We start from the raw sequence: 19037 nt of genomic DNA, 5'->3' as shown, positions 1-19037 counted from the left end.
CACTCGCCTTCGACTCGATCGACTACCGCGGCCACCACGCCGTCGAATGCGGCATCAACCGCCTCGAGCGCCACCGGGCCATGGAGACCCGGTACGACAAGCTCTCCGTCCGCTACCAGGCTGTTCTCAAGATCAACGCCATCAACGAATGGCGGTACCTACTTCGAAAGGGCCTAGCCGGAAGCCCTGTCCCGGACGATCGTTTCGCGTAGCGAGAGTTTGGCTGGCCGACTCCGGCCAGCGCATGAACTCCAGCTGCTCACGCTTGAGCCTAGCAAGCTGAAATTCGCTCGTCAACGAAACGTGCAGAAATGCCCTTCCTGTGCGTTACCGCGCTCTTATGCATAATCACGTCTATTCTCGGCTCTTGCTTGACTGTCGATGCTATGGGCGAATAACGTGCGTTTCCGTTGTAGGGGGTCTCCAGTTCGGAGCTGCGGCAAATCGAGCTGGTCATGTGGGTTGCGGAGGAGACTCACGGTGGAAGTCAACGAGCGGGTCGAGCGTGCGCACTCGGCGCTGCTGGAGGACGTTGAACGCCTCGGACCCTTGTCTCGCGAGCATGTAGTTCGCACGGCAAGCCGGCGGCACCTGGGCGCTGAGGAGACGGCGCTCCTGTTCGAATTGCTGCTGGACAGTGATGCACTGGAGAAGACAGCGCATCTGGTAGCTGTGCCGCAGCCCGCTGCTCCCGGGTCACCGCACCCTGCGACGACTACAGCAGGGCATGGCCGTGACCTTGGTATCGAGATCCGGCACGAGATGCCCGCGAAACTGGGGAAGCATCCGATCATGAGGGCCGACCAGGAGATCGTCCTCGGACAGCGGATTCAGATGGGACTCCTTGCTAAAGAGGCCATCGAGCGGGGTGAGAGGTCCGACGAGCTCCAGGAACTGGCTCGCGATGGAGACATCGCGCGGCAGACGATGGTCGTCAACAACTACCGACTCGTGTGCGAGGTCGCCAAACGCTTCTTGCCTCAGAGCGGCGAGCTTGAACTCGATGATCTCGTGCAGGAAGGTACGCGCGGGCTGAACCGGGCGGCGGAGAAGTTCGACCCCGGCCGAGGTTACAAGTTTTCCACTTACGCCACCTGGTGGATCAGACAGTCGATCTCGCGTGCTATTGCCGACACAAGCACTACTGTGCGTCTGCCTGTACATGTCTGGGACCAGTGGCGGCAGATCGTTAACTACAGAAGAGACTTTGAGAAGCGAAATGGGCGGCTTCCAAGCCTAGACGAGATAGCTGAGTCGCTGGGTAGAGAGCGAGAAGCCGTCAAGGCGATCATCGACTTCGCCTCCCCGCTTGTGCATCTCGACGCCGTGGTTTCGGATGATCCTGACGGCTCCACATTGGGCTCGCTCGCCCTGCATCAGGTGGGCCCATCTGTGGAGCACCAAGTTCTGGACGCTGTGGTGATGCGAGCGATTGAGGCGCGCGTCGAGGAGATTGCTTCAAATTACGACCCGCGGTTTACCCGGATCCTCGAAGGACGCGCCGGACTTCACGGCCACGAGCCGATGACCTTAGAACAACTCGGCAGCGAGTTCAGGATCACAAGAGAACGCGTTCGCCAGTTAGAGAAACGCATACTGACGATCATCCGTGAGGATCCAATACTTATGACCCTGGTACGGGACTACCTGGAGGACTGCCATGGAGCAGCATGAGGCGGCCGAACGGTTTGTGGACTGGCTGGATCGCCAGGTAACAGCTGAAGGCCGCGGGGACACGCGGACTGAGCTGGACGCGAACCCAATCGGTGTCTTCTGGCTTGGCCGTCTCGCCCCGGAAAGCGACGCTGCTAGATCCGTGAAGCGTGAACGACGCATGGACCCGTGTGCCATTGGGATGCGCGCACGACCTGAGGGTGAGGGCTCGTGGTCGTTTGTTGCCTCAGTCAAGGCGGTCGCCTGGAATCAGTTGGCGGACGCGGAATGGCAGAAGACTCGCGAAATTCGAGTTACCATTCCGGTTCACGTACGCGGCGGTGATGAGCACCGAGCTTTCGGAGGCGACGCGATTGCGCAAGCCTTCGTAGAGGTAGGTGCTCCCGGTCTGGTCGCCGAGTTGCGGGTGACTGATGAGTCATGGCGAGGGGCGCCCGAGCTGGTTATTGAACTTGTCAACACCACTTCCGAGAATTGTGCCCGAAAGCGGGGAGAGAGGCACCTCTTCGAAGTGAAGTTGGAGATAACTGGCTTGCGTACCAAACCCTTCGTGCTCGAGTCACTTCCGGACAGCTTTCGATACGACCGGAACATGCCGGCGATCGGGATCAACTGCGGCGTCGTCCAGCAGCACGATGGCAGGTTCGTTACCACCGATACTGTGGTGGTCGATCGAAAGCGACCCGAGTATAACTTCGGCGGAACCGCTTCGGATGTCCTCGACCTCACCTTCGAGGGGCTCGCGTCGGATCCAGTCGGTCGGATCACCGCGTTGATCTGTGCGTACCGATCGTGGGGAGTGGAGCACTGGTCCCAAGCCTCCCTGACTCAGCGGGCCCAGGCTGGCAGATGGCAACCTGAGATGGTCGAGCAGGCGAAAAGGGCGGCGCGCGACTACAGCGAAGAGCTGAACCGGCTTGATCGCGGTCTGGCAGCCCTAACACGGGACGAGAGGCTCAGGCGGGCTTTCTCCCTCATGAACACGGCCATGGCTCGATCCGCCCGGGCGAAATACGATCGCTGGCGCCCGTTCCAGATCGGTTTCGTTGTATCAATCCTGCCGAGCTTCGTTGAGGGAAGCGGCGATTGGGATTACGTCGAGACCGTTTGGTTCACCACTGGCGGCGGTAAGACCGAGACCTACCTGGCGCTGCTGGTCCTCGCCGCGTTCTACGACCGGTTGCGCGGCAAGGCGACTGGGATCACCGCGTGGAGCAGGTTTCCCTTGCGGATGCTCTCTCTCCAGCAGACTCAAAGATTCGCCGACGCACTCGGAGCGGCGGAGCTCGTTCGTCGCGATCACAAAGTCGCTGGAGCACCGATCTCACTTGGTTACTTCGTTGGGGCGAACGCTACGCCCAATGACATTCCCCCGACACCAACGGAGTTCAACCCGATTGAGGTCGAGGACGATGATATGCCTGCGAAATATATGGTACTGACATCCTGTCCATTCTGCGGAAAGAATGATGTCTACACCAAGTTCCATCGAGGAAACTGGACTCTTCGACACTTCTGCCGGAACACCGAATGTCATAGCAAAGGAGAAGCCCTCCCGTTCTATATCGTGGACCAGGAAATCTATCGTTTTCTGCCCACGGTCGTGATTGGAACGCTGGACAAAGCTTCGCTCATCGCCATGCAGGCCAACATGCGCGGGTTCTTCGAAGGGCCTGCTGGAAAGTGCTCACAGCCGTTCCACGGATATACCTACGCGAAACGCAGCTCTCGACCCAATGGCTGTCTGGTGCCAGGTTGTAAGGCTGACGTTGAGCCGATCAAGGACCGAGACCGTAGTCGCTTCGCTCCATCGTTCCGTCTCCAGGACGAGTTGCACCTACTCCGGGACTCTTTGGGAGCGGTCGACTCCCACTACGAGTCGCTCATGGACTCACTTCAAGAGCAGCTGGCCGGCACGCGACCGAAGATCATCGCCTCGTCCGCGACGCTCACAGGGTATGAGCGCCAAGTTGACGTCTTGTATCAGCGACGAGGGCGCGTGTTCCCCGCACCAGGCCCGTCCGCCAAAGAATCGTTCTGGAGTCGTGAGACTCACCGACTGCTACGTAGGTTCGTCGCGGTGTGGCCCCGCGGGGTTACGCTCGAATGGGTGAACGATCGCACTCTGACGATCCTTCAGGAGTCCGTTCGAAAGCTGTTGAAGCAGCCAGAGACGGTGTGCGCCGAGGTCGGAGTGGACCCAAAGTTCTCAGATTTCTTGCTGGATTTGTATGGTACCAATGTCATCTACGGAAATACTGTCCGGGACGTCGAGGCCGCACTGAGATCCACCGGTACTCAGGTGCCGGTATCTCCGCTGAACGTTAAGTCCCTGACTGGTCAGACGCACTTCGACGAAGTCCGGGAGGCGCTTGAGCGGCTCGAGCATCCCGAGGCTGACTTCGAGCAGCGTATCCACGTCGTGACGGCATCCTCGATGATGTCTCATGGTGTCGACGTCGATCGGCTGAACATCATGACCGTGCTTGGTGTGCCGCTGACTACAGCAGAGTTCATCCAAGCGACAGCACGTGTGGGCCGTGCTCACCCTGGTCTGATCTATGTCGTTCACAAGATCGGGCGAGAGAGGGACGCCACGGTTTTCTCTCACTTCGAGCCTTTTGTCCTCCAAGGTGATCGATTCGTCGAGCCGATTCCCGTGACTCGGTCCAGTCGACGCGTCCTGGAGTTGACAACACCAGCGGCGATCGAATCACGACGTCTCTTCGTTCACGAGCCAAAGTCTCAGAGTAAGCGACTGACCACTATCGACTTGCTCCGCCAGTACTTCGCCACCGTCGGAATTGGGGCTGAGGAGGAGGCGCGGGCATGTGCCGCCGCGCTCGGTATCGACGAATCTAAGCACCTGGCCTTTGAGGACATCAAGAACTATCTCGAAGCCTATTTTTCTCGCCTGGAGGATACCGGATTTGGCAAGAAATTCCCCAACGAACTTTTCGATCGCGATCGTAAGCCGATGCTCTCACTGCGGGATGTGGAAGCACAGGTCCCGGTCAGCGACGACTAGTCTATGAGGTGAATAGTGAAAGACCAGCGAAGCGGAACACAAATCCTTTACGGCTTCCTTCCTGAGCAGACAGGTGACCTTCGTGGTGGCATCTGGAAGTCGGTCGAGTGGAAGAACCCGCTTACGATCGATATTGAGGATCGCCTTATTCGGCGACGGCTCATCGAGGAAATGGAAGGCTGGGTCGCCGGCGGACTTGATCCAAGTGTGGTGAAGTCATTGAGGTCGGGGATTGATATCGAAGTCGTGAGCGTCAATCGGTTCCAGGGAGTTCGGGTTGAGCGATTTCCTGAGGTCTGGGTCTGCAGGATTTGCCGTAGAGTTGAGACCGGAAAGCCGAAAAAGTGCGGTGCCGGACACGATAACTGGCAGCAACTCCATTTTGTTGGATACCATGAATGCGGACGCCTAGAGGAGCCGCGCATTCCACGCTGCTCGAATCATCATGAAGTGCGAATGCAGCACCAAGCCAGTATCGAAGCCGCCCGAATAATTTTCGACTGCCCCCAATGTCATAAAGTCCTCCAGCGTGGGCTCGGGCATCGGGTGTGTCCCTGCGGGCGGCAGTACTCGGACCGTCGTAGGGGCAAGCTCCTCTCCTTCAACGTACATCGTGCTGCCAGCGTCTACGCGCCTCAGACTTTCGTCCTCATCAACCCTGCAAGCAAGGAGCAAATGCGGAAGCTGACTGCCGGAGGCGGGCAGCGGCGAGCTCTTGCATGGGTGCTGAGTGGCTTCGAAGGCACTCCCGACGTGCAGCGCACCACCGGATCGTCTTTCGTTGAGGACCTTATCGCCAAGGGCCTTACGCGGGACCTCGCTGAGCGACTGACTGCGACGGCGAAAGCCGCTGGTCAGCTCGCCGATGAGGACGATCTCGGTTACTTGGCGGATGCGACTGGCCCCCGGATCGATGATGCCGAACGGGAGGCTGTTGATATCGCGCTCGCTACAAGCGAGTCGAGGCTGAGAATTCCCCAGCTCATCACGCCAGCTATCACCGACGAGGCGAGATCGCTCTATCAACGAGACTACCCAGCAGCCATTGGCCGGTCGGGGTTCTCCAACGTTGACCTCGTCGAACGGTTCCCGGTGCTTAAGGCGGTCTACGGATTCACTCGGGGCGGACTGAACCCGGGGGAGGCCCGGCTGAGTCGCTTCCATGGCAAAGGCAACAGCTATCGGGTCTACGCCGACCTACAGCAAGCGGAAGCCTTGATGTTCCAGCTTGCCCCGATGCGGGTCTACGAGTGGCTAGTTCACAGGGGACATCAGCTTCCCCCTGCTGAGGACGAGCGAGCGGCTCGTACCGCCATCGCCGCGCAGGCTGCTATCCCTACCCGCTTCACCGAACCCGGGCAAAGTCCGTCGCTCGGCGAAGATCTCCTTACGCTTACGCACTCGTACGCTCACCGTGTGATTCGGCAACTCGCGGTCTTCGCTGGCGTTGACCGCGAGGGACTTGGGGAATACCTCGTTCCGAGACACTGCACATTCTTCGTCTTCGCCGCTACCCGCGGTGACTTCGTTCTCGGCGGCCTCCAAGCCGTCTTCGAGAACGACTTGGACAAGTTCCTCAATACCCTGGTGACGGCGGAGTCCCGCTGCGCTCTCGATCCTGCGTGTGGCAGGAACGGAGGTGCTTGCCATGCGTGTATGCATCTCGGTGAGCCCACATGTGACCACTTCAACCGCTTTCTGGATAGGAGGTTCCTATTCGGCGCTGACGGCTACCTTGCGGCTACTCGGCATAGCGAAATCTAGAGTTCGAGCCGGCAGACGCTGAGCTGCAGCAGCTTCGGCGGCCAGGTCACGGCTGCTGGCCCCTCTAACGCTGCCTGTGGTGACGGTGGCCTTGATGCGGTACGCGATCACGTCACCTCCTCCATAGTTGGTGTCAACGGCCAAGTGCGAGTCGCCGCCGGTGGCCAGGTGAAAGTCCCCGGTCTGGTACCGGTTTTCAGGTGGTGGTGAGTCGTCGGTCGGTGCGTGTTCGGGCTTGTCGCATGCGGAAGGACTCGCCTTCGGTGACCACGACGTGGCTGTGGTGCAGGAGTCGGTCGAGCAGGCTGACGGCGGTGGTGTGCTCAGGCAGGAACCGGCTCCGCTGGTCGAAGGGCCAGTGTGAGCCGATGCCCAGGGCGCGGCGTTCGTAGGCGGCGGCGACGAACCGAAACAGCAGTTGGGCGCCGGTGTCGTCCAGTGGCGCGAACTCGACCTCGTCGATGATGACCAGATCGGCGCGCAGCACGGCGTCGATGACGCGGCCGACGGAGTTGTCGGCCAGCCCCCGGTAGAGCGTCTCGACCAGTTCGGCGGCGGTGAAGTAGCGGACCATGTGACCGGCCTGGACCGTGGCGACACCGAACGCGACGAGGGTGTGGGACCCGGTCCCGGCCGGCCGCGCAGTAGTCCTCGGCGGCGCGGGCCCATCCCATGAGGCCAGGTAGTCGAGCGCCGCCGGGATCGTGGACGCGGCGATGTCGAGCTCCTCGATCGTCTTGATGACCGGGAACGCTGCGGTCTTCATCCGGTTGCGGGTGTTTGAGGCGTTGCGTGCGGCCAGTTGGGCGTTGATGAGGGTGCGCAGCAACTCCTCGGGCCGCCACCGCTGGGGGTGGGCGTCGATCAGCAGTTCGGGCGCCAGCCGCCGGATGGCCGACAGTTTCAGGCGGCGCAGCCCGGCGTCCAGGTCGGTCGGCAGCGCGGGATCGGTCGCGGCGGTCATAAGGCGTTTCGATCGTGTAGGCCGACAGCGGCCGGGTCGGCACTGCGGGCAGGTCCAGCACCAGGGTGTCTCCGGCGGGCCGGGGGCCGCCGTAGTGCTCATCCAGCACGGCGGCTTCACACGGCGCGACCGGGTGTGGTCGGCGACGACGTGGCCGGTCGCGGGATCGCTGATGAGCAGCCGCCCGCCCGACTCGGCCACGGCGACCCGGGCGCCGATCAGCCGGGTGGGCACCGGGCAGCGCGCCGAGCCGAACCGCACGCACGACAGCCGGTCCACCTTGCGGGACACCGGCGCCGCCCCGGATCGCCGGACGCAGCGACCACGCAGATCTCCGAGTGCACCACGCCGTTGACCTCGGCGCACCACTGCCGGGCCGCGGCATTGGCGGTCCCCAGGCTAGTGAACGGGGCCTCCGCGGCGACCAGGTCGGCCTTGGCGTATTCGACCAGGTTCTCCACGATTTCCTTGGACTCGGGATCGGCGGCCTTGCACGAGTCCGGCCGGAACCCGTAGTGCGCCGCGAAACGGACGTAATCCGCCGTCGGAACGACCTTGTTGGCCACCACGCCGCCCTTCAGGCAGCCCATCCGATCGGCCAGCACCACCCCGGCACCCCGCCGAGCTCCTCCAAGCATTCGGCCAGCAGCCCAGCGTGGTAGCAGCCCGCTCGTCATCGGCGAACCGCACGAACCGCCCCCGCGACCACGCCAGCGCCGCGCAGAACACTTGCATCCCGCCCACCGAGCCCCAGTCGATGACCAGCATCTCGCCCTGCATCCACACTGCCGGACGGCGCCCCGGTGATGCGTCCGTCGCCAGGTCCAGGTCTTCTTCGCCGAGGCGACCAGCCGCCGGAAGTTGCGCGCCGCCCCGGTGTAATCGGCCGCCTCGGCCGCTGGCAGCAGCTGCTTGGCCCAGATCTTCCCCTGCGTCGCGGTTACCTTCTGGGTCACCAGCCCCGTGACCGCGTCGTATGGATGAGGCGGCACCCGGAATGCGCCCGGGCGTGCGGTTCAGATGGGCGAGGGAGGAATCTGAGATGTGGTGGGCGGGGATGATGCGTGACCCTGGATGCTGTGGGGTCGTGTCGGAGGGCGGGGTCAGATGGGGGTCGAAAGATCTTGAGGCCGGTCTCCGTGGGGGAGAACCGGCCTCTGACCTGCACCTTTGTGTCGGGGTGGCGGGATTTGAACCCACGACCTCTTCGTCCCGAACGAAGCGCGCTGCCAAGCTGCGCTACACCCCGGTGGCGGCTGCCCGGGAGTTGTACGTCCTCCCGGCGCCTAGTCCACCTTAGCGGATGCTGGGGAGTGGTGCGTCCCTGATTTTCGGGCTGTGAAGGCGGTCACGGCGCCGGAGGTGGTGAGGGTGATGTCGGTCAGGGGGGTGGTCTCCAGCCAGGTCTGGAGGTCGGCCCTGGTGCCTGGGTTGCCGAAGACGCCCTGGTGTTGGAAGAGCTTGATCAGGGGGTCGCGGCCAGCGGCTTTGACGAGGGTGGTGCCTTGGAGGGTGCCGCCTGGGCGTAGGACGCGGGTCAGTTCGTGCAGGGCTGCCTGGGGGTCTTCTAGGCAGTGCAGGCCGTTGTAGGTGAGGCAGGCGTCGAAGGTGGAGGTGGGGAAGGGGAGGTTGTAGATGTCCGCCTGGACGAGGGTCGTCGTCTTGCGGCGGGCCCTCTTGAGCATTGTGGGGGAGATGTCGGCGGCTACGTGGCGGGGGTTGTCAGTCACGGCCAGGCCGCCGCCGCAGGGGATGTCCAGGGTCAGGGCTGAGGAGTCCTGGGCGGCTATGAGGGTTTGTAGGTCGTTTATGTCGTAGTTCCAGAGGGCGCGGGCTCCCAGGCGGGAGAGGGCGCGGTTCTGGACGGCGAAGTCGTACAGGGACGCCAGGAGCGGGGCGGTCTTCCAGTTCACCGTCGGGGGACGAGGGTGAGCAGGGACGCCTCGGGCGGGCAGCAGAAGCGCATGGGGGCCTTCGGGGACGTGCCCAGGCCGGCGGAGACGTGGAGCCAGGAGCCGCGGTGCTTGTGGAGGCCCTTCACGCGGGGGCGGTCGATGCCGCAGTTGGTGGCGAGGGCGCCGTAGAAGGGGACGCAGACCTGGCCGCCGTGGGTGTGGCCGGCGAGGAGGAGGTCGTAGCCGTCGGCGGTGAAGCGGTCGAGGTTGCGCGGTTCCGGAGAGTGCATGACGCCGAGGTGGACGTCGGCCTGGGGGTCGACGGGGCCGGCGATCTTGTCGTAGCGGTCCCGGTTGATGTGGGAGTCGTCGATGCCGCCGAACTCGACGTCCAGTTCGCCCACCTTGAGGCGGCCGATGCGGTTGTTGAGGTCGAGCCAGCCGGCCGCCTGGAGGGACGAGCCGAGCTCGCGGTAGGGGAGGTCGGGCTCGCGGCGGCGGCGTTCGTAGTCGGTCTTGCTCGTGCGCCAGATGTAGCGCAGCGGGTTCTTCAGGACCGGGGAGTACAGGTCGTTCGAGCCGTAGACGAAGACGCCGGGGCGGTCGAGGAGGGGGCCGAGGGCGTCCAGGAAGGGGCCGATCGCGTCGCGGTGGGAGAGGGTGTCGCCGGTGTTGACGACGAGGTCGGGCTCCAAGGCGTCCAGCGAGCGGACCCAGTGGATCAGGCGGGAGCGGCCGGGGGTGAGGTGCGCGTCGGAGATGTGCAGGATCTTCACCGAGGGGCGGCCCGGGGGCAGCACGGGCACGTCGAAGCGGCGCAGGCGGAACCAGTTCCGTTCGATCAGCGAGGCGTACCCGAAGGTCGCGGCGCCCGCGCCCAGCACTCCCAGCGGCACGGCGTGGATCTTTCGCACGGCTCTCCCTTCTCCGGATCCCATGCTTTCAGACATGGGCGCCGCTCGGTAATCCTGATGAGCCGGAAGCTCGCGGACGGGCATGATGTGGGGCATGACCTTGAAGGAGAAGCTGGAGTCCGATCTGGCGTCCGCGATGAAGGCGCGCGACGAGTTGCGCACGCGCACGCTGCGCATGGCGCTCACGGCGGTGAAGAACGAGGAGGTCGCCGGCAAGCAGGCGCGCACGCTTTCCGACGACGACGTCGTGAAGGTGCTCACGCGGGAGGCGAAGAAGCGCCGGGAGGCCGCGACGGCGTTCGGCGATGCCGGGCGCGAGGAGCAGGCGCAGGCGGAGCGGGACGAGGGCGGGGTGCTGGAGGAGTACCTGCCCGCGCAGCTGACCGACGAGGAGCTGACCGCGCTGGTGGCGGACGCGATCGCCGAGACGGGCGCGTCGGGGCCCCGCGCGATGGGGCAGGTCATGAAGTCGGTGAATCCGAAGGTGGCCGGGCGCGCCGAGGGCGGGCGCGTCGCGGCGGAGGTGAAGCGGCAGCTCGCGCAGTAGTGGGGCGGAACGAGAAAGGGCCCGGCATGGCGTCGGGCCCTTTTCGCGTCAGTGGCCCGAGGGGGGCCGCGCGTTGTTGGGGCGTCTCTGGGCCCCGTCCTTCTTCTTTCCGTTGCTCACGTAGAGGATGACGGTCGTGCCGGGCGGGACGGAGCTGCCCGCGTCCGGCGAGGTGGACACGACCGTGCCCTTCGGCTGGTCGGAGTCGACGGAGCCGGACGCGACCTGGACCTTCAGGTCGGCGCCCTGGAGCCTCGCGGTGGCGGCGCCGACCGTGAGGCCCTTCACCTGCGGGACGGTGGCGCTGTCGCCGAAGTCGCGGGACGGGGTCTGGAAGCCGGGTGCGGGCTCGCCGGCCAGGGCGTTCTGCATGGACTGCTGCCACATGCCGCCGGGGATGTCGGCGCCGTAGACGCCGTAGACCTTGTACTGCCAGGGGCCGCGGAAGTCCCAGTAGGCGGTGGCGGCGGCGAGGTTCGGGGTGAACCCGGCGAACACGGCGCAGGTGAACTCTTCACAGGTGCCGGTCTTGCCGGCGGCGGGACGTCCGATGCCGCGTCCGGCCGCGGTGCCCTTGGTGAGGACGCCCTGCAGGATCGAGTTCACCTTGTCGGCGACGTCCTGGTCGAGGGCCTGGTGGCAGTCCTGCTTGGGCAGCTTGAGCTTCTTGCCCTGGGGGTCGACGACCTCGGTGACCGAGATGGGCGCGCAGTACTTGCCGCGGGCGGCGAAGCCGGCGTAGGCGGCGGCGAGGTGCACCATGTCGATGTCGTTGACGCCGAGGACCTGGGCCGGGATCGGCTGCAGGGGGTTGCCGTTGGCCTGCTTCATTCCGAACTTCTCGGCCATCTTGACGGCGTTGCAGACGCCGACGCGCTTCTCCAGGACGGCGTAGAAGGTGTTGACCGAGTGCCAGGTGCCGGTCTTCAGGTCGAAGTTGCCCTTCTCGCTGTCGCCCGCGTTCGACAGCGTCCAGGGGCCGCCGCCGATCATGGCGTTCTTCACCTGCTTGCCGTTGAACAACCCGGTGTAGCGGCACGGCTGGAACCCGCTGACCGTGGTGGTCTGCGGAGAGTTGATGGTCGTGCTGACCGGGATGCCCTGGTCGATGGCGGCGGCGAGCGTGAAGACCTTGAACGTCGAGCCCGCCGAGACGCCGCTTCCGCCGCCGTGCGCTCCGTCGGCCGGGAGGTTGAGGGTCGTCCTGCCCTTGCCGGCGCCGAACCGCTTGCTCAGCCCGATGGCCCGGACCTTGCCGGTGCCGGGCTCGACCATCGCCTCGGCGCCGACGCGGTTGCCGCCGGGGGCGACGGTGCCGCGCAGGGCCTTGTCGACGGCGTGCTGGTCCTGCATGTCGAGGGTGGTGCGGATGGTGTAGCCGCCGCTGTTCAGCTTCTTGACGACGTTCTGCTGCTGCTTCGGCTTGAGCTGTCGGTACTTGCCGTCCGACAGGATGTTGAGCATGTCGTACTTCACGTACTCGCAGAAGTACGGCGCCTTGCTGGTCTCGCAGCCGCCCACCGGGTCGGTGCGGTTCAGCTGGATCGGCTTGGCGGCCTCCGCGTCGGCCTGCGCCTTGCTGATGTGGCCGAGCTGGGCCATCCGGTAGAGGACGACGTCGCGCCGCTTGCGCGCGTCGTTGGGGTTGCGGATGGGGTCGTAGGCCGTGGGGTTCTGGGTGATGCCGGCGAGCAGCGCGGCCTGGCCGAGGTCCAGCTTGGACGCGGGGATGCTGAAGTACCGCTTGGCCGCGGCCTGGACCCCGTACGCGCCGGCGCTGAAGTAGGCGACGTTCATGTAGCCCTCAAGGATCTGGTCCTTGGTGAGGCGCTGCTCGATGTCGAGCGCGTAGCGGAGCTCGCGCAGCTTGCGTCCGACCGTGGGAGCCGTGACCTCGCGGTACTCCTCCTCGGTCTTGGCGCTGTCGACCAGGAGGTTCTTGACGTACTGCTGGGTGAGGGTGGAGCCGCCCTGCGTCTGCTCGGACTCGACGTTGGTCGCCAGCGCGCGGATGGTGCCCTTGAGGTCGAGCGCGCCGTGCTCGTAGAAGCGCGAGTCCTCGATGTCGATCATCGCCTGCCGCATGATGGGGGCGACCTGGTCGAGCCGGACGGATTCGCGGTACTTGTCGAAGAACGTGGCGATCTGCTTGCCATGCGCGTCGTACATCACCGTCTTCTCGGACGGTGGTGTCGTCTTGAGCTGGCTGTCCATGTCCTCGAAGTTGTTGGCCGCGTCACGGGCCGTCAGCCCGGCGCTGCCGACGGCGGGCAGCGCGATGAGCGCGACGATGAGGCCTGCCACCACCCCGGCTCCGAGCAGCCTGAACAGCGTGGACGCGGCCTGGGCCCGATCGTTATTCGCTACGCGCACGGGGTCTAGGGTACGCGGGACGAGCAGTGCATTCGGGACAGGTCCCCCAGGCTTCGTGCTTTCCGGGCCGACTGATCAGGATCCCCGCCCGTTATGCCCCCATCGCGACAACCGGCGCCGTCCCCGGCGCGTCAACTACAGGTAACTAGTCCGTTCCGGCGGTATGGCCCCGGTGGGCTATATCGAGAATGGGCCCAACGGGGGCTGTTGAAACGTCCCTCGCTTCCGTAAGTTCTTCCCCACGGCTTTCGTTTGGCGGCCTGACGTCCGCGCCCGTCCGGCCAAGGAGCGCAAATCGACACAGACCCTAGGGGAGTGGGGCCAAGATGTGGATCACGGATTGGACCGCCCGCGCCGCCTGCCGTAACGCGGATCCGGACGCTCTGTTCGTGCAGGGTGCGGCGCAGAACCGAGCCAAGCTCATCTGCCGCGGCTGCCCGGTGCGCACGGAGTGCCTCGCCGACGCTCTGGACAACCGGATCGAGTTCGGTGTGTGGGGCGGTATGACGGAGCGGGAGCGCCGTGCTCTGCTTCGGCGGCGGCCGGATGTGCGCTCGTGGCGCGACCTGCTGGAGACCGCGAAGGAAGAGTACGAGCGGTCGGCGGAGGTCGACGAGGAAGAGCTCGTCGCCAGCTGAGTTCGACGGGCCGCACGGCCCGTCCATGCAGCGGTTCAAGGACCGGCACGGTCCAATAAAGCGTGGCCGGCAGGCCCGTACCACCTTTTCCGGTACGGGCCCGCCGCCACGCGCATGGCCGTTTCCGCTGATCAGAGCGCGGGGACGGCCGAACAGCCGAGGCCGGTCGCATGCGTACAGTTCCCGTAGTGCTGATCCGGGAGAGTGCGCTTCTCCCGGATCAGCACCGCGGGCTAGGCCGGGGCGAGGCTGAACCGCTGCCGCTCCGGATCGATCTCCAGGATCCGGACCGAGACGCGGGTGCCCGACCGGCCAGGCGTCGCGATCGTCGGCCCGGGCGGGCGTCAGGCGGCGGTGGGGGACGCGGTGGGGGCGGCCAGGTCCTCCCCCACCAGGCGCAGGCCTTCGAGGTCGTGGACGTCCTCCGCCTGCGCCGGGACGGCCGTGACCGGCACGGTCGGGTGCGTCGACGCGAAGTGGTCGCGCAGGCGCTCCTCGCGGGCGGCGAGTTGCATGCGGTCGGTGTGCAGGCGCAGCAGGGCCGCGGTCAGCGTGTGCTCGCCGCGCTCCTCCAGCGTCTCGGCGGCGGCCTGGCTGCGGGCCGCCGACAGCGTGTCGGCGGCCGACTCGTGGACGCGGTTGACCACGAGTCCGGCGAGCGGCATGCGCTCCTCGGCGAGGCGCTCGACGAAGTAGGACGCCTCGCGCAGCGCGTCGGGCTCCGGCGCGGCGACGACGAGGAACGCGGTGCCGGGGGTCTGGAGCAGCTTGAACGTCTTCTCGGCGCGCTCCCGGAACCCGCCGAACATGGTGTCGAACGCGGCGACGAACGTCTGCACGTCGCGCAGCAGCTGGACGCCGAGGACCTTGTTGATGACGCCGGTGAACATGCCGAACCCGGCGCTGATCACCTTGACGCCGAAGCGGCCGCCGGTCTTGGCCGGCGCGGCGAGGATCTTCATGAAGCGGCCGTCGAGGAAGCGGCCCATCCGCTCGGGGGCGTCCAGGAAGTCCAGGGCGTTCCGGGACGGCGGGGTGTCGACGATGATCAGGTCCCAGGCGCCGGAGCGGTGCAGCTGCCCGAGCTTCTCCATCGCCATGTACTCCTGCGTCCCCGACAGGCTGGACGACAGCGACTGGTAGAAGGGGTTGGCGAGGATCTGCTTGGCCCGGTCCGGGTCGGCGTGCGCCTCGACGATCTCGTCGAAGGTCCGCTTCATGTCGAGCATCATGGCGTGCAGCTCGCCGTCGCCGTCGATGTCGATCCGGCGCGGGCTGTTGTCCAGTTCCGACAGGCCCATGGACTGGGCGAGCCGGCGCGCCGGGTCCACGGTGAGGACGACCACGTCCCGGCCCCGCTCGGCGGCCCGGACGCCGAGCGCCGCGGCCGTGGTTGTCTTGCCGACCCCGCCCGACCCGCAGCACACGATGATCTTCGTGCGCGGGTCGTCGAGCAGCCCGTCGACGTCGAGGACCGGGGGGGTCTTGCTGGTCTGGCTCATCGGTTCACCTCTGCCGGTCGGTCCCGCCCTCGCGGGCGGTCAGGCTTACCCAGGAGACACCGCGACGGGGCCCGTGGGCGGCGGCGGGGACGGGCGCGTTCATGCGGCACCTTGGCTGCGGAGGGCGGCGGCCAGGTCGTAGAGGCCTGCCAGGTCCATGCCGTCGGAGAGCAGCGGGAGGGTGTAGCGGGGCCGGTCGACCGAGTCCAGGCGCTCCTTCTCGCGGCGCTGGAGCGCGGTGCGGCGGGCGTGGTCGGCGGCCTCCTCGGCGAGGACGGCGGCGATCGCCTCGGCGTCGTGCTCCAGGCCGGCGGCCTTCACGCCGCGGACGATCTCGCCCGGGTCCAGGGCTCCGGCGGCGGCCGCGGCGAGGTCGTCCTCGGCGAGGACGGGCTGGTGCTCCATGTTGACGATCACGCCGCCGACCGGGAGCCCGACCGCGGTGAGGTCGCGGATGCCGTCCATCGTCTCCTGGACGGGCATCTCCTCCAGGAGCGTGACGAAGTGCACCGCGGTCTCGGGGCTGCGCACGACCTTCATCACGGTGTCGGCGTGGTTGCGGACGGGGCCGACCTTGGCGAGCCCGGAGACCTCATCATTGACGTTGAGGAACTTCGTGATGCGGCCGGTGGGCGGGGCGTCCATCACGACGGCGTCGTAGACGAACGAGCCGTCCTTCTTCTTGCGGCGCACCGACTCGGACGTCTTGCCCGTGAGGATGACGTCGCGCAGGCCGGGGGCGATGGTGGTGACGAAGTCGACGATGCCGAGCTTGGTCATCGCCTTCCCGGCGCGCTTGAGGTTGTAGAACATCTCGAGGTACTCGATGAGCGCCTCTTCGGTGTCGATGGCGAGCGCGTAGACGTCCCCGCCGTCCGGGGCGACGGCGACGCGGCGCTCCTCGTAGGGAAGCGGGGGGCAGTCGAACAGCTGGGCGATGCCCTGGCGCCCCTCGACCTCGACGAGCAGGACCTTGCGGCCGCCGGCCGCCAGGGCAAGGGCGAGGGCGGCGGCGACGGTCGTCTTGCCCGTCCCGCCCTTGCCGGTGACCACATGGAGGCGTACGCCGTCCCAGTCGGTGTCTCTCGCGCTCACCCGATCGACCATATCGCTCACTCGTCGAACACTTGAGGGGGCGGTCGCCCTCATGCAAGTGATCCCTGACACGGTTCCGCCGCCCGGACGTTGTCATTCGGCCTGCCCGCGCGGTTAGCTGGAAAACGTGAACCGTGCTGTGGACGGTTCCGTCTGAACCCTGACGGGTCCAGATGCCCGCCGGAGCTCCGGGGGCGGTTCCCCGGGGCCCGGGCTCCCATGGGAAAGAGGTGCCGTGATGGAAGCGGTGGCCCTGGTCATCCTGCTCGTCGTCGTCGTCGGCGGCCTGATCGTCCTGGCGTCGGCCGTTCGCGTCGTGCAGCAGTTCGAGCACGGGATCGTGTTCCGGTTCGGGCAAGTCCAGCGGAACGGGCAGCTGCGCCCCGGCGCGGTGCGCACGCCGGGCCTGACGGTCATCCTGCCGATCGCCGAGCGCATGCAGAAGGTCAGCCGGCAGACGATCACGATGGGGGTGCCCGGCCAGGACGGCATCACCCAGGACAACGTGAGCGTCCGCGTCGACGCGGTCGTCTACTTCCGGGTGATCGACCCGGTGAAGGCGATCGTGAACGTGCACAACTACGGGTACGCGATCTCGCAGGTGGCGCAGACGTCGCTGCGGTCGGTGATCGGCCAGGCCGACATGCAGGAGCTGCTCGGCGAGCGCGAGAAGATCAACATGCGGCTGCGGGCGATCATCGACGAGATCACCGAGGGGCCGTGGGGCATCCTGATCGAGCGGGTCGAGATCAAGGACGTGTCGCTGCCGGAGGGCATGAAGCGGTCGATGGCCCGGCAGGCGGAGGCGGAGCGGGAGCGCCGCGCCCGCATCATCACCGCGGACGGCGAGTTCCAGGCGTCCAAGCGCCTCGCCGCCGCCGCGGAGATCATGTCGCAGGACCCGGCGGCCCTCCAGCTGCGCCTGCTGCAGACGGTCGTGGAGGTCTCCGCCGAGAAGAACAGCACGCTGGTCATGCCCCTGCCGGTGGAGATCCTGCGGTTCTTCGAGCGCGCCGCGGGCGGCCCGGGCCGCTCGGAGGACGGCGGCGAGGGCAAGCCCGACCTCGGCGAGCGGCTCGCGAGGGCTGAGGAGGAGCTGGCCAGGGCGGCGAAGCAGCCGTCGACGCTGGAGTCGGCCGAGGACGTCCCGCCGGTCATCGGGCTGGACGAGCCCAAGCGCGGCGGGTCCGCGGTGTCCGCGCCGCGGGAGGAGCAGCGGCGCGGCATCGGCCGCGGCACGCCCGGGGCCCCGGAAGGCCCCGGCATGCCCGAGGTCCGGGAAGGCCGCGGCGCGTCCGAGACCCCGGAAGGCCACGGCGGGGAGGGCCCGCAGCCTCCCCGCTGACCCGCCGGCGTCATCGCTGCCCGGGCGCCGCGGCCGCGGCGCCCGGGACGGCCTCGGGCATGGTCAGGCGTCGGACGCCCGGCACCGCGACCGTGCCCAGGCAGGTCGTGCCCACCAGGACGGCCGCCGTCCACAGCGGGACCGAGGCGCCCCAGGCGGACGCGGCCCACGGGGCGAGCGCGTAGCCGAGGGGCGCCGCGGCCAGCGACAGCAGCCAGTCGTAGGACGTCACCCGCGCCAGCGCCTGCGGCGGGATGGTCATCTGCACCACGGTCTCCCAGGTCGGGTTGAGGACGCCGAGGCCGGTGAGCGCCACCCCGTACGCCGCGACGAGCAGCGGCGCGGGCGCGGCGACCGCGAACAGGGCGAGGGGCAGCGCCAGGGCGGCGAGGCCCGCGTTCGCCACGAGGACGGGACGGCGCGGGCGAACGCGGGCGGCCAGCAGCGCTCCGACGACCAGCCCCGCCGCGCCCACCTGGACGGTCGCGATCCAGACCCCCTCGCCGCCGAGCCGCTCGACGGCGAGGGCGGGCCCGAGGGTGAGCAGGACGGCGGACGTGCCGTTCCAGACGCCGTGCGCGATCAGGCTCGTCCAGTACCAGTCGCGCGAGCGGACCTCCGACCAGCCCTCCGCCAGGTCCGTCCGCAGCGAGCGCCGCGGGATCGGGACGTGCCGGACGCGGGTCACGGCGAGGAGCGCCGCGCTCGCGGCGAACGACGCCGAGTCCAGCAGGAACGTCCAGCCTGGGCCGACGGTCAGCACGAAGGTCCCGGCCAGGGCGGGGCCGGCGAGCCGGGTGGCCCCGTTGGCGACGCCAATCAGCGCGTTGGCCCGCTGGAGCCCGGACGGCTCGACGGTGCCGGCGACCAGGGGCGAGACGGTCGGGACCTGGAAGGCCGAGGCGGCGCCGCCGACCGCCTGGGCCGCGGCGAGATGCCACAGCCGCGGCTCGCCGCTCAGGAGTTCCAGCGCGGCGAACAACTGCGCCGCGGCGCCGGCGAGGTCGGTCGCGAGGGCGACGCCGCGAGCGTTGAGGCGGTCCGCGAGCACGCCGCCGAGGGGCAGCAGGAGCAGGCGGGGCACCATCGCGCAGCCGAGCACGAGGGCGAGTGCGGACGTGGAGCCCGTCGCGCGCAGGACGGCGAGCGCGAGCGCGGCGGGGACGGCGGCGTCCCCGGTCAGGGACAGGACGCGGGCGGCGAACAGCAGCCGGAAGTCCCGGCCGCGCAGGGGGTGGCTCATGGTCCGACAATGTAGTTCGGCAACGAACTAATCGGCAACGAATTATTCCTCACCG

Annotated in this window: 14 protein-coding genes, 1 tRNA gene and 1 pseudogene; 6 read left to right on the top strand and 10 right to left on the bottom strand. The window is 67.0% G+C overall.

The genetic code is table 11. The features are described from left to right. Positions 1-480 precede the first annotated feature (480 nt). From AB0C21_RS07995 to AB0C21_RS07985, 3 genes are read left to right on the top strand one after another with little or no spacing between them, the layout of a single operon-like run. Entirely contained in the window at positions 481-1674 is a 1194-nt protein-coding gene (locus AB0C21_RS07995; protein WP_500203291.1) for a sigma-70 family RNA polymerase sigma factor, read from the top strand. Further along, positions 1661-4702 carry a helicase C-terminal domain-containing protein gene (locus AB0C21_RS07990; RefSeq protein ID WP_500203290.1) on the top strand — a complete coding sequence of 1014 codons (3042 nt, stop codon included), beginning with the start codon at positions 1661-1663 and terminating at the stop codon, positions 4700-4702. The genes AB0C21_RS07995 and AB0C21_RS07990 overlap by 14 nt, the downstream gene beginning before the upstream one ends. 15 nt (positions 4703-4717) lie before the next feature. Further along, positions 4718-6466, top strand: a complete 1749-nt coding sequence (locus AB0C21_RS07985) for a DUF8724 domain-containing protein (protein WP_500203288.1) — start codon at positions 4718-4720, stop codon at positions 6464-6466. Positions 6467-6662: 196 nt separating this feature from the next. Here AB0C21_RS07985 and AB0C21_RS07980 read toward each other — a convergent pair whose 3' ends face one another. The 6 genes and pseudogenes from AB0C21_RS07980 to AB0C21_RS07955 form a co-directional block, all read right to left on the bottom strand. Then, a complete protein-coding gene (locus AB0C21_RS07980; protein WP_500203321.1) occupies positions 6663-7430 on the bottom strand; it encodes an ATP-binding protein in 768 nt (255 codons plus the stop codon). Positions 7431-7613: 183 nt separating this feature from the next. Beyond that, positions 7614-7664 (bottom strand): annotated as a pseudogene (locus AB0C21_RS07975) (hypothetical protein); the annotation flags it as partial. Continuing rightward, entirely contained in the window at positions 7649-8038 is a 390-nt protein-coding gene (locus AB0C21_RS07970; RefSeq protein ID WP_500203287.1) for a hypothetical protein, read from the bottom strand. The gene AB0C21_RS07970 and the pseudogene AB0C21_RS07975, both read right to left, overlap by 16 nt. A 567-nt stretch (positions 8039-8605) precedes the next feature. Further along, positions 8606-8679 (bottom strand) — tRNA-Pro (locus AB0C21_RS07965). A gap of 37 nt (positions 8680-8716) precedes the next feature. Beyond that, complete coding sequence (locus AB0C21_RS07960; RefSeq protein WP_500203286.1) at positions 8717-9343, bottom strand: class I SAM-dependent methyltransferase; 627 nt, start codon at positions 9341-9343, stop codon at positions 8717-8719. Next, positions 9340-10263 (bottom strand): metallophosphoesterase, encoded by a 924-nt coding sequence (locus AB0C21_RS07955; RefSeq protein WP_500203285.1) that lies wholly within the window; start codon positions 10261-10263, stop codon positions 9340-9342. The genes AB0C21_RS07960 and AB0C21_RS07955 overlap by 4 nt, the downstream gene beginning before the upstream one ends. Before the next feature lie 70 nt (positions 10264-10333). Here AB0C21_RS07955 and AB0C21_RS07950 point away from each other — a divergent pair, with 70 nt between their 5' ends. Next, a complete protein-coding gene (locus AB0C21_RS07950; RefSeq protein WP_500203284.1) occupies positions 10334-10786 on the top strand; it encodes a GatB/YqeY domain-containing protein in 453 nt (150 codons plus the stop codon). A gap of 48 nt (positions 10787-10834) precedes the next feature. On the opposite strand, the gene AB0C21_RS07945 is transcribed toward AB0C21_RS07950, so the two are convergent. After that, positions 10835-13159: a penicillin-binding protein gene (locus tag AB0C21_RS07945; RefSeq protein WP_500203283.1), complete on the bottom strand. Its 2325-nt coding sequence runs from the start codon at positions 13157-13159 to the stop codon at positions 10835-10837. 326 nt (positions 13160-13485) lie between these two features. Between AB0C21_RS07945 and AB0C21_RS07940 the strand changes: the two genes are divergently transcribed. Then, positions 13486-13797, top strand: coding sequence for a WhiB family transcriptional regulator (locus tag AB0C21_RS07940; protein WP_141579858.1), 312 nt, complete (start codon positions 13486-13488; stop codon positions 13795-13797). Between the two features lie 344 nt (positions 13798-14141). Here the strand turns inward: AB0C21_RS07940 and bagB are convergent, their stop codons facing one another. Then, the gene (bagB, locus tag AB0C21_RS07935; protein ID WP_500203282.1) at positions 14142-15299 is read right to left on the bottom strand and encodes an ATPase BagB; all 1158 of its coding nucleotides are present in this window, start codon (positions 15297-15299) and stop codon (positions 14142-14144) included. Between the two features lie 99 nt (positions 15300-15398). Then, complete coding sequence (bagA, locus tag AB0C21_RS07930) at positions 15399-16394, bottom strand: ATPase BagA (RefSeq protein WP_500203281.1); 996 nt, start codon at positions 16392-16394, stop codon at positions 15399-15401. A gap of 238 nt (positions 16395-16632) precedes the next feature. Here bagA and AB0C21_RS07925 point away from each other — a divergent pair, with 238 nt between their 5' ends. After that, positions 16633-17739, top strand: a complete 1107-nt coding sequence (locus tag AB0C21_RS07925) for a slipin family protein (protein ID WP_500203280.1) — start codon at positions 16633-16635, stop codon at positions 17737-17739. 10 nt (positions 17740-17749) lie between these two features. Here the strand turns inward: AB0C21_RS07925 and AB0C21_RS07920 are convergent, their stop codons facing one another. Further along, a complete protein-coding gene (locus tag AB0C21_RS07920) occupies positions 17750-18982 on the bottom strand; it encodes an MFS transporter (RefSeq protein WP_500203279.1) in 1233 nt (410 codons plus the stop codon). Between the last annotated feature and the right edge of the window lie 55 nt (positions 18983-19037).

This window comes from Spirillospora sp. NPDC049024 (assembly GCF_040649235.1).
In the GTDB taxonomy this organism is placed as follows: domain Bacteria; phylum Actinomycetota; class Actinomycetes; order Streptosporangiales; family Streptosporangiaceae; genus Spirillospora.
The sequence above is the reverse complement of the archived record's forward strand: the minus strand, read 5'-3'. Positions and strand labels throughout refer to the sequence as shown.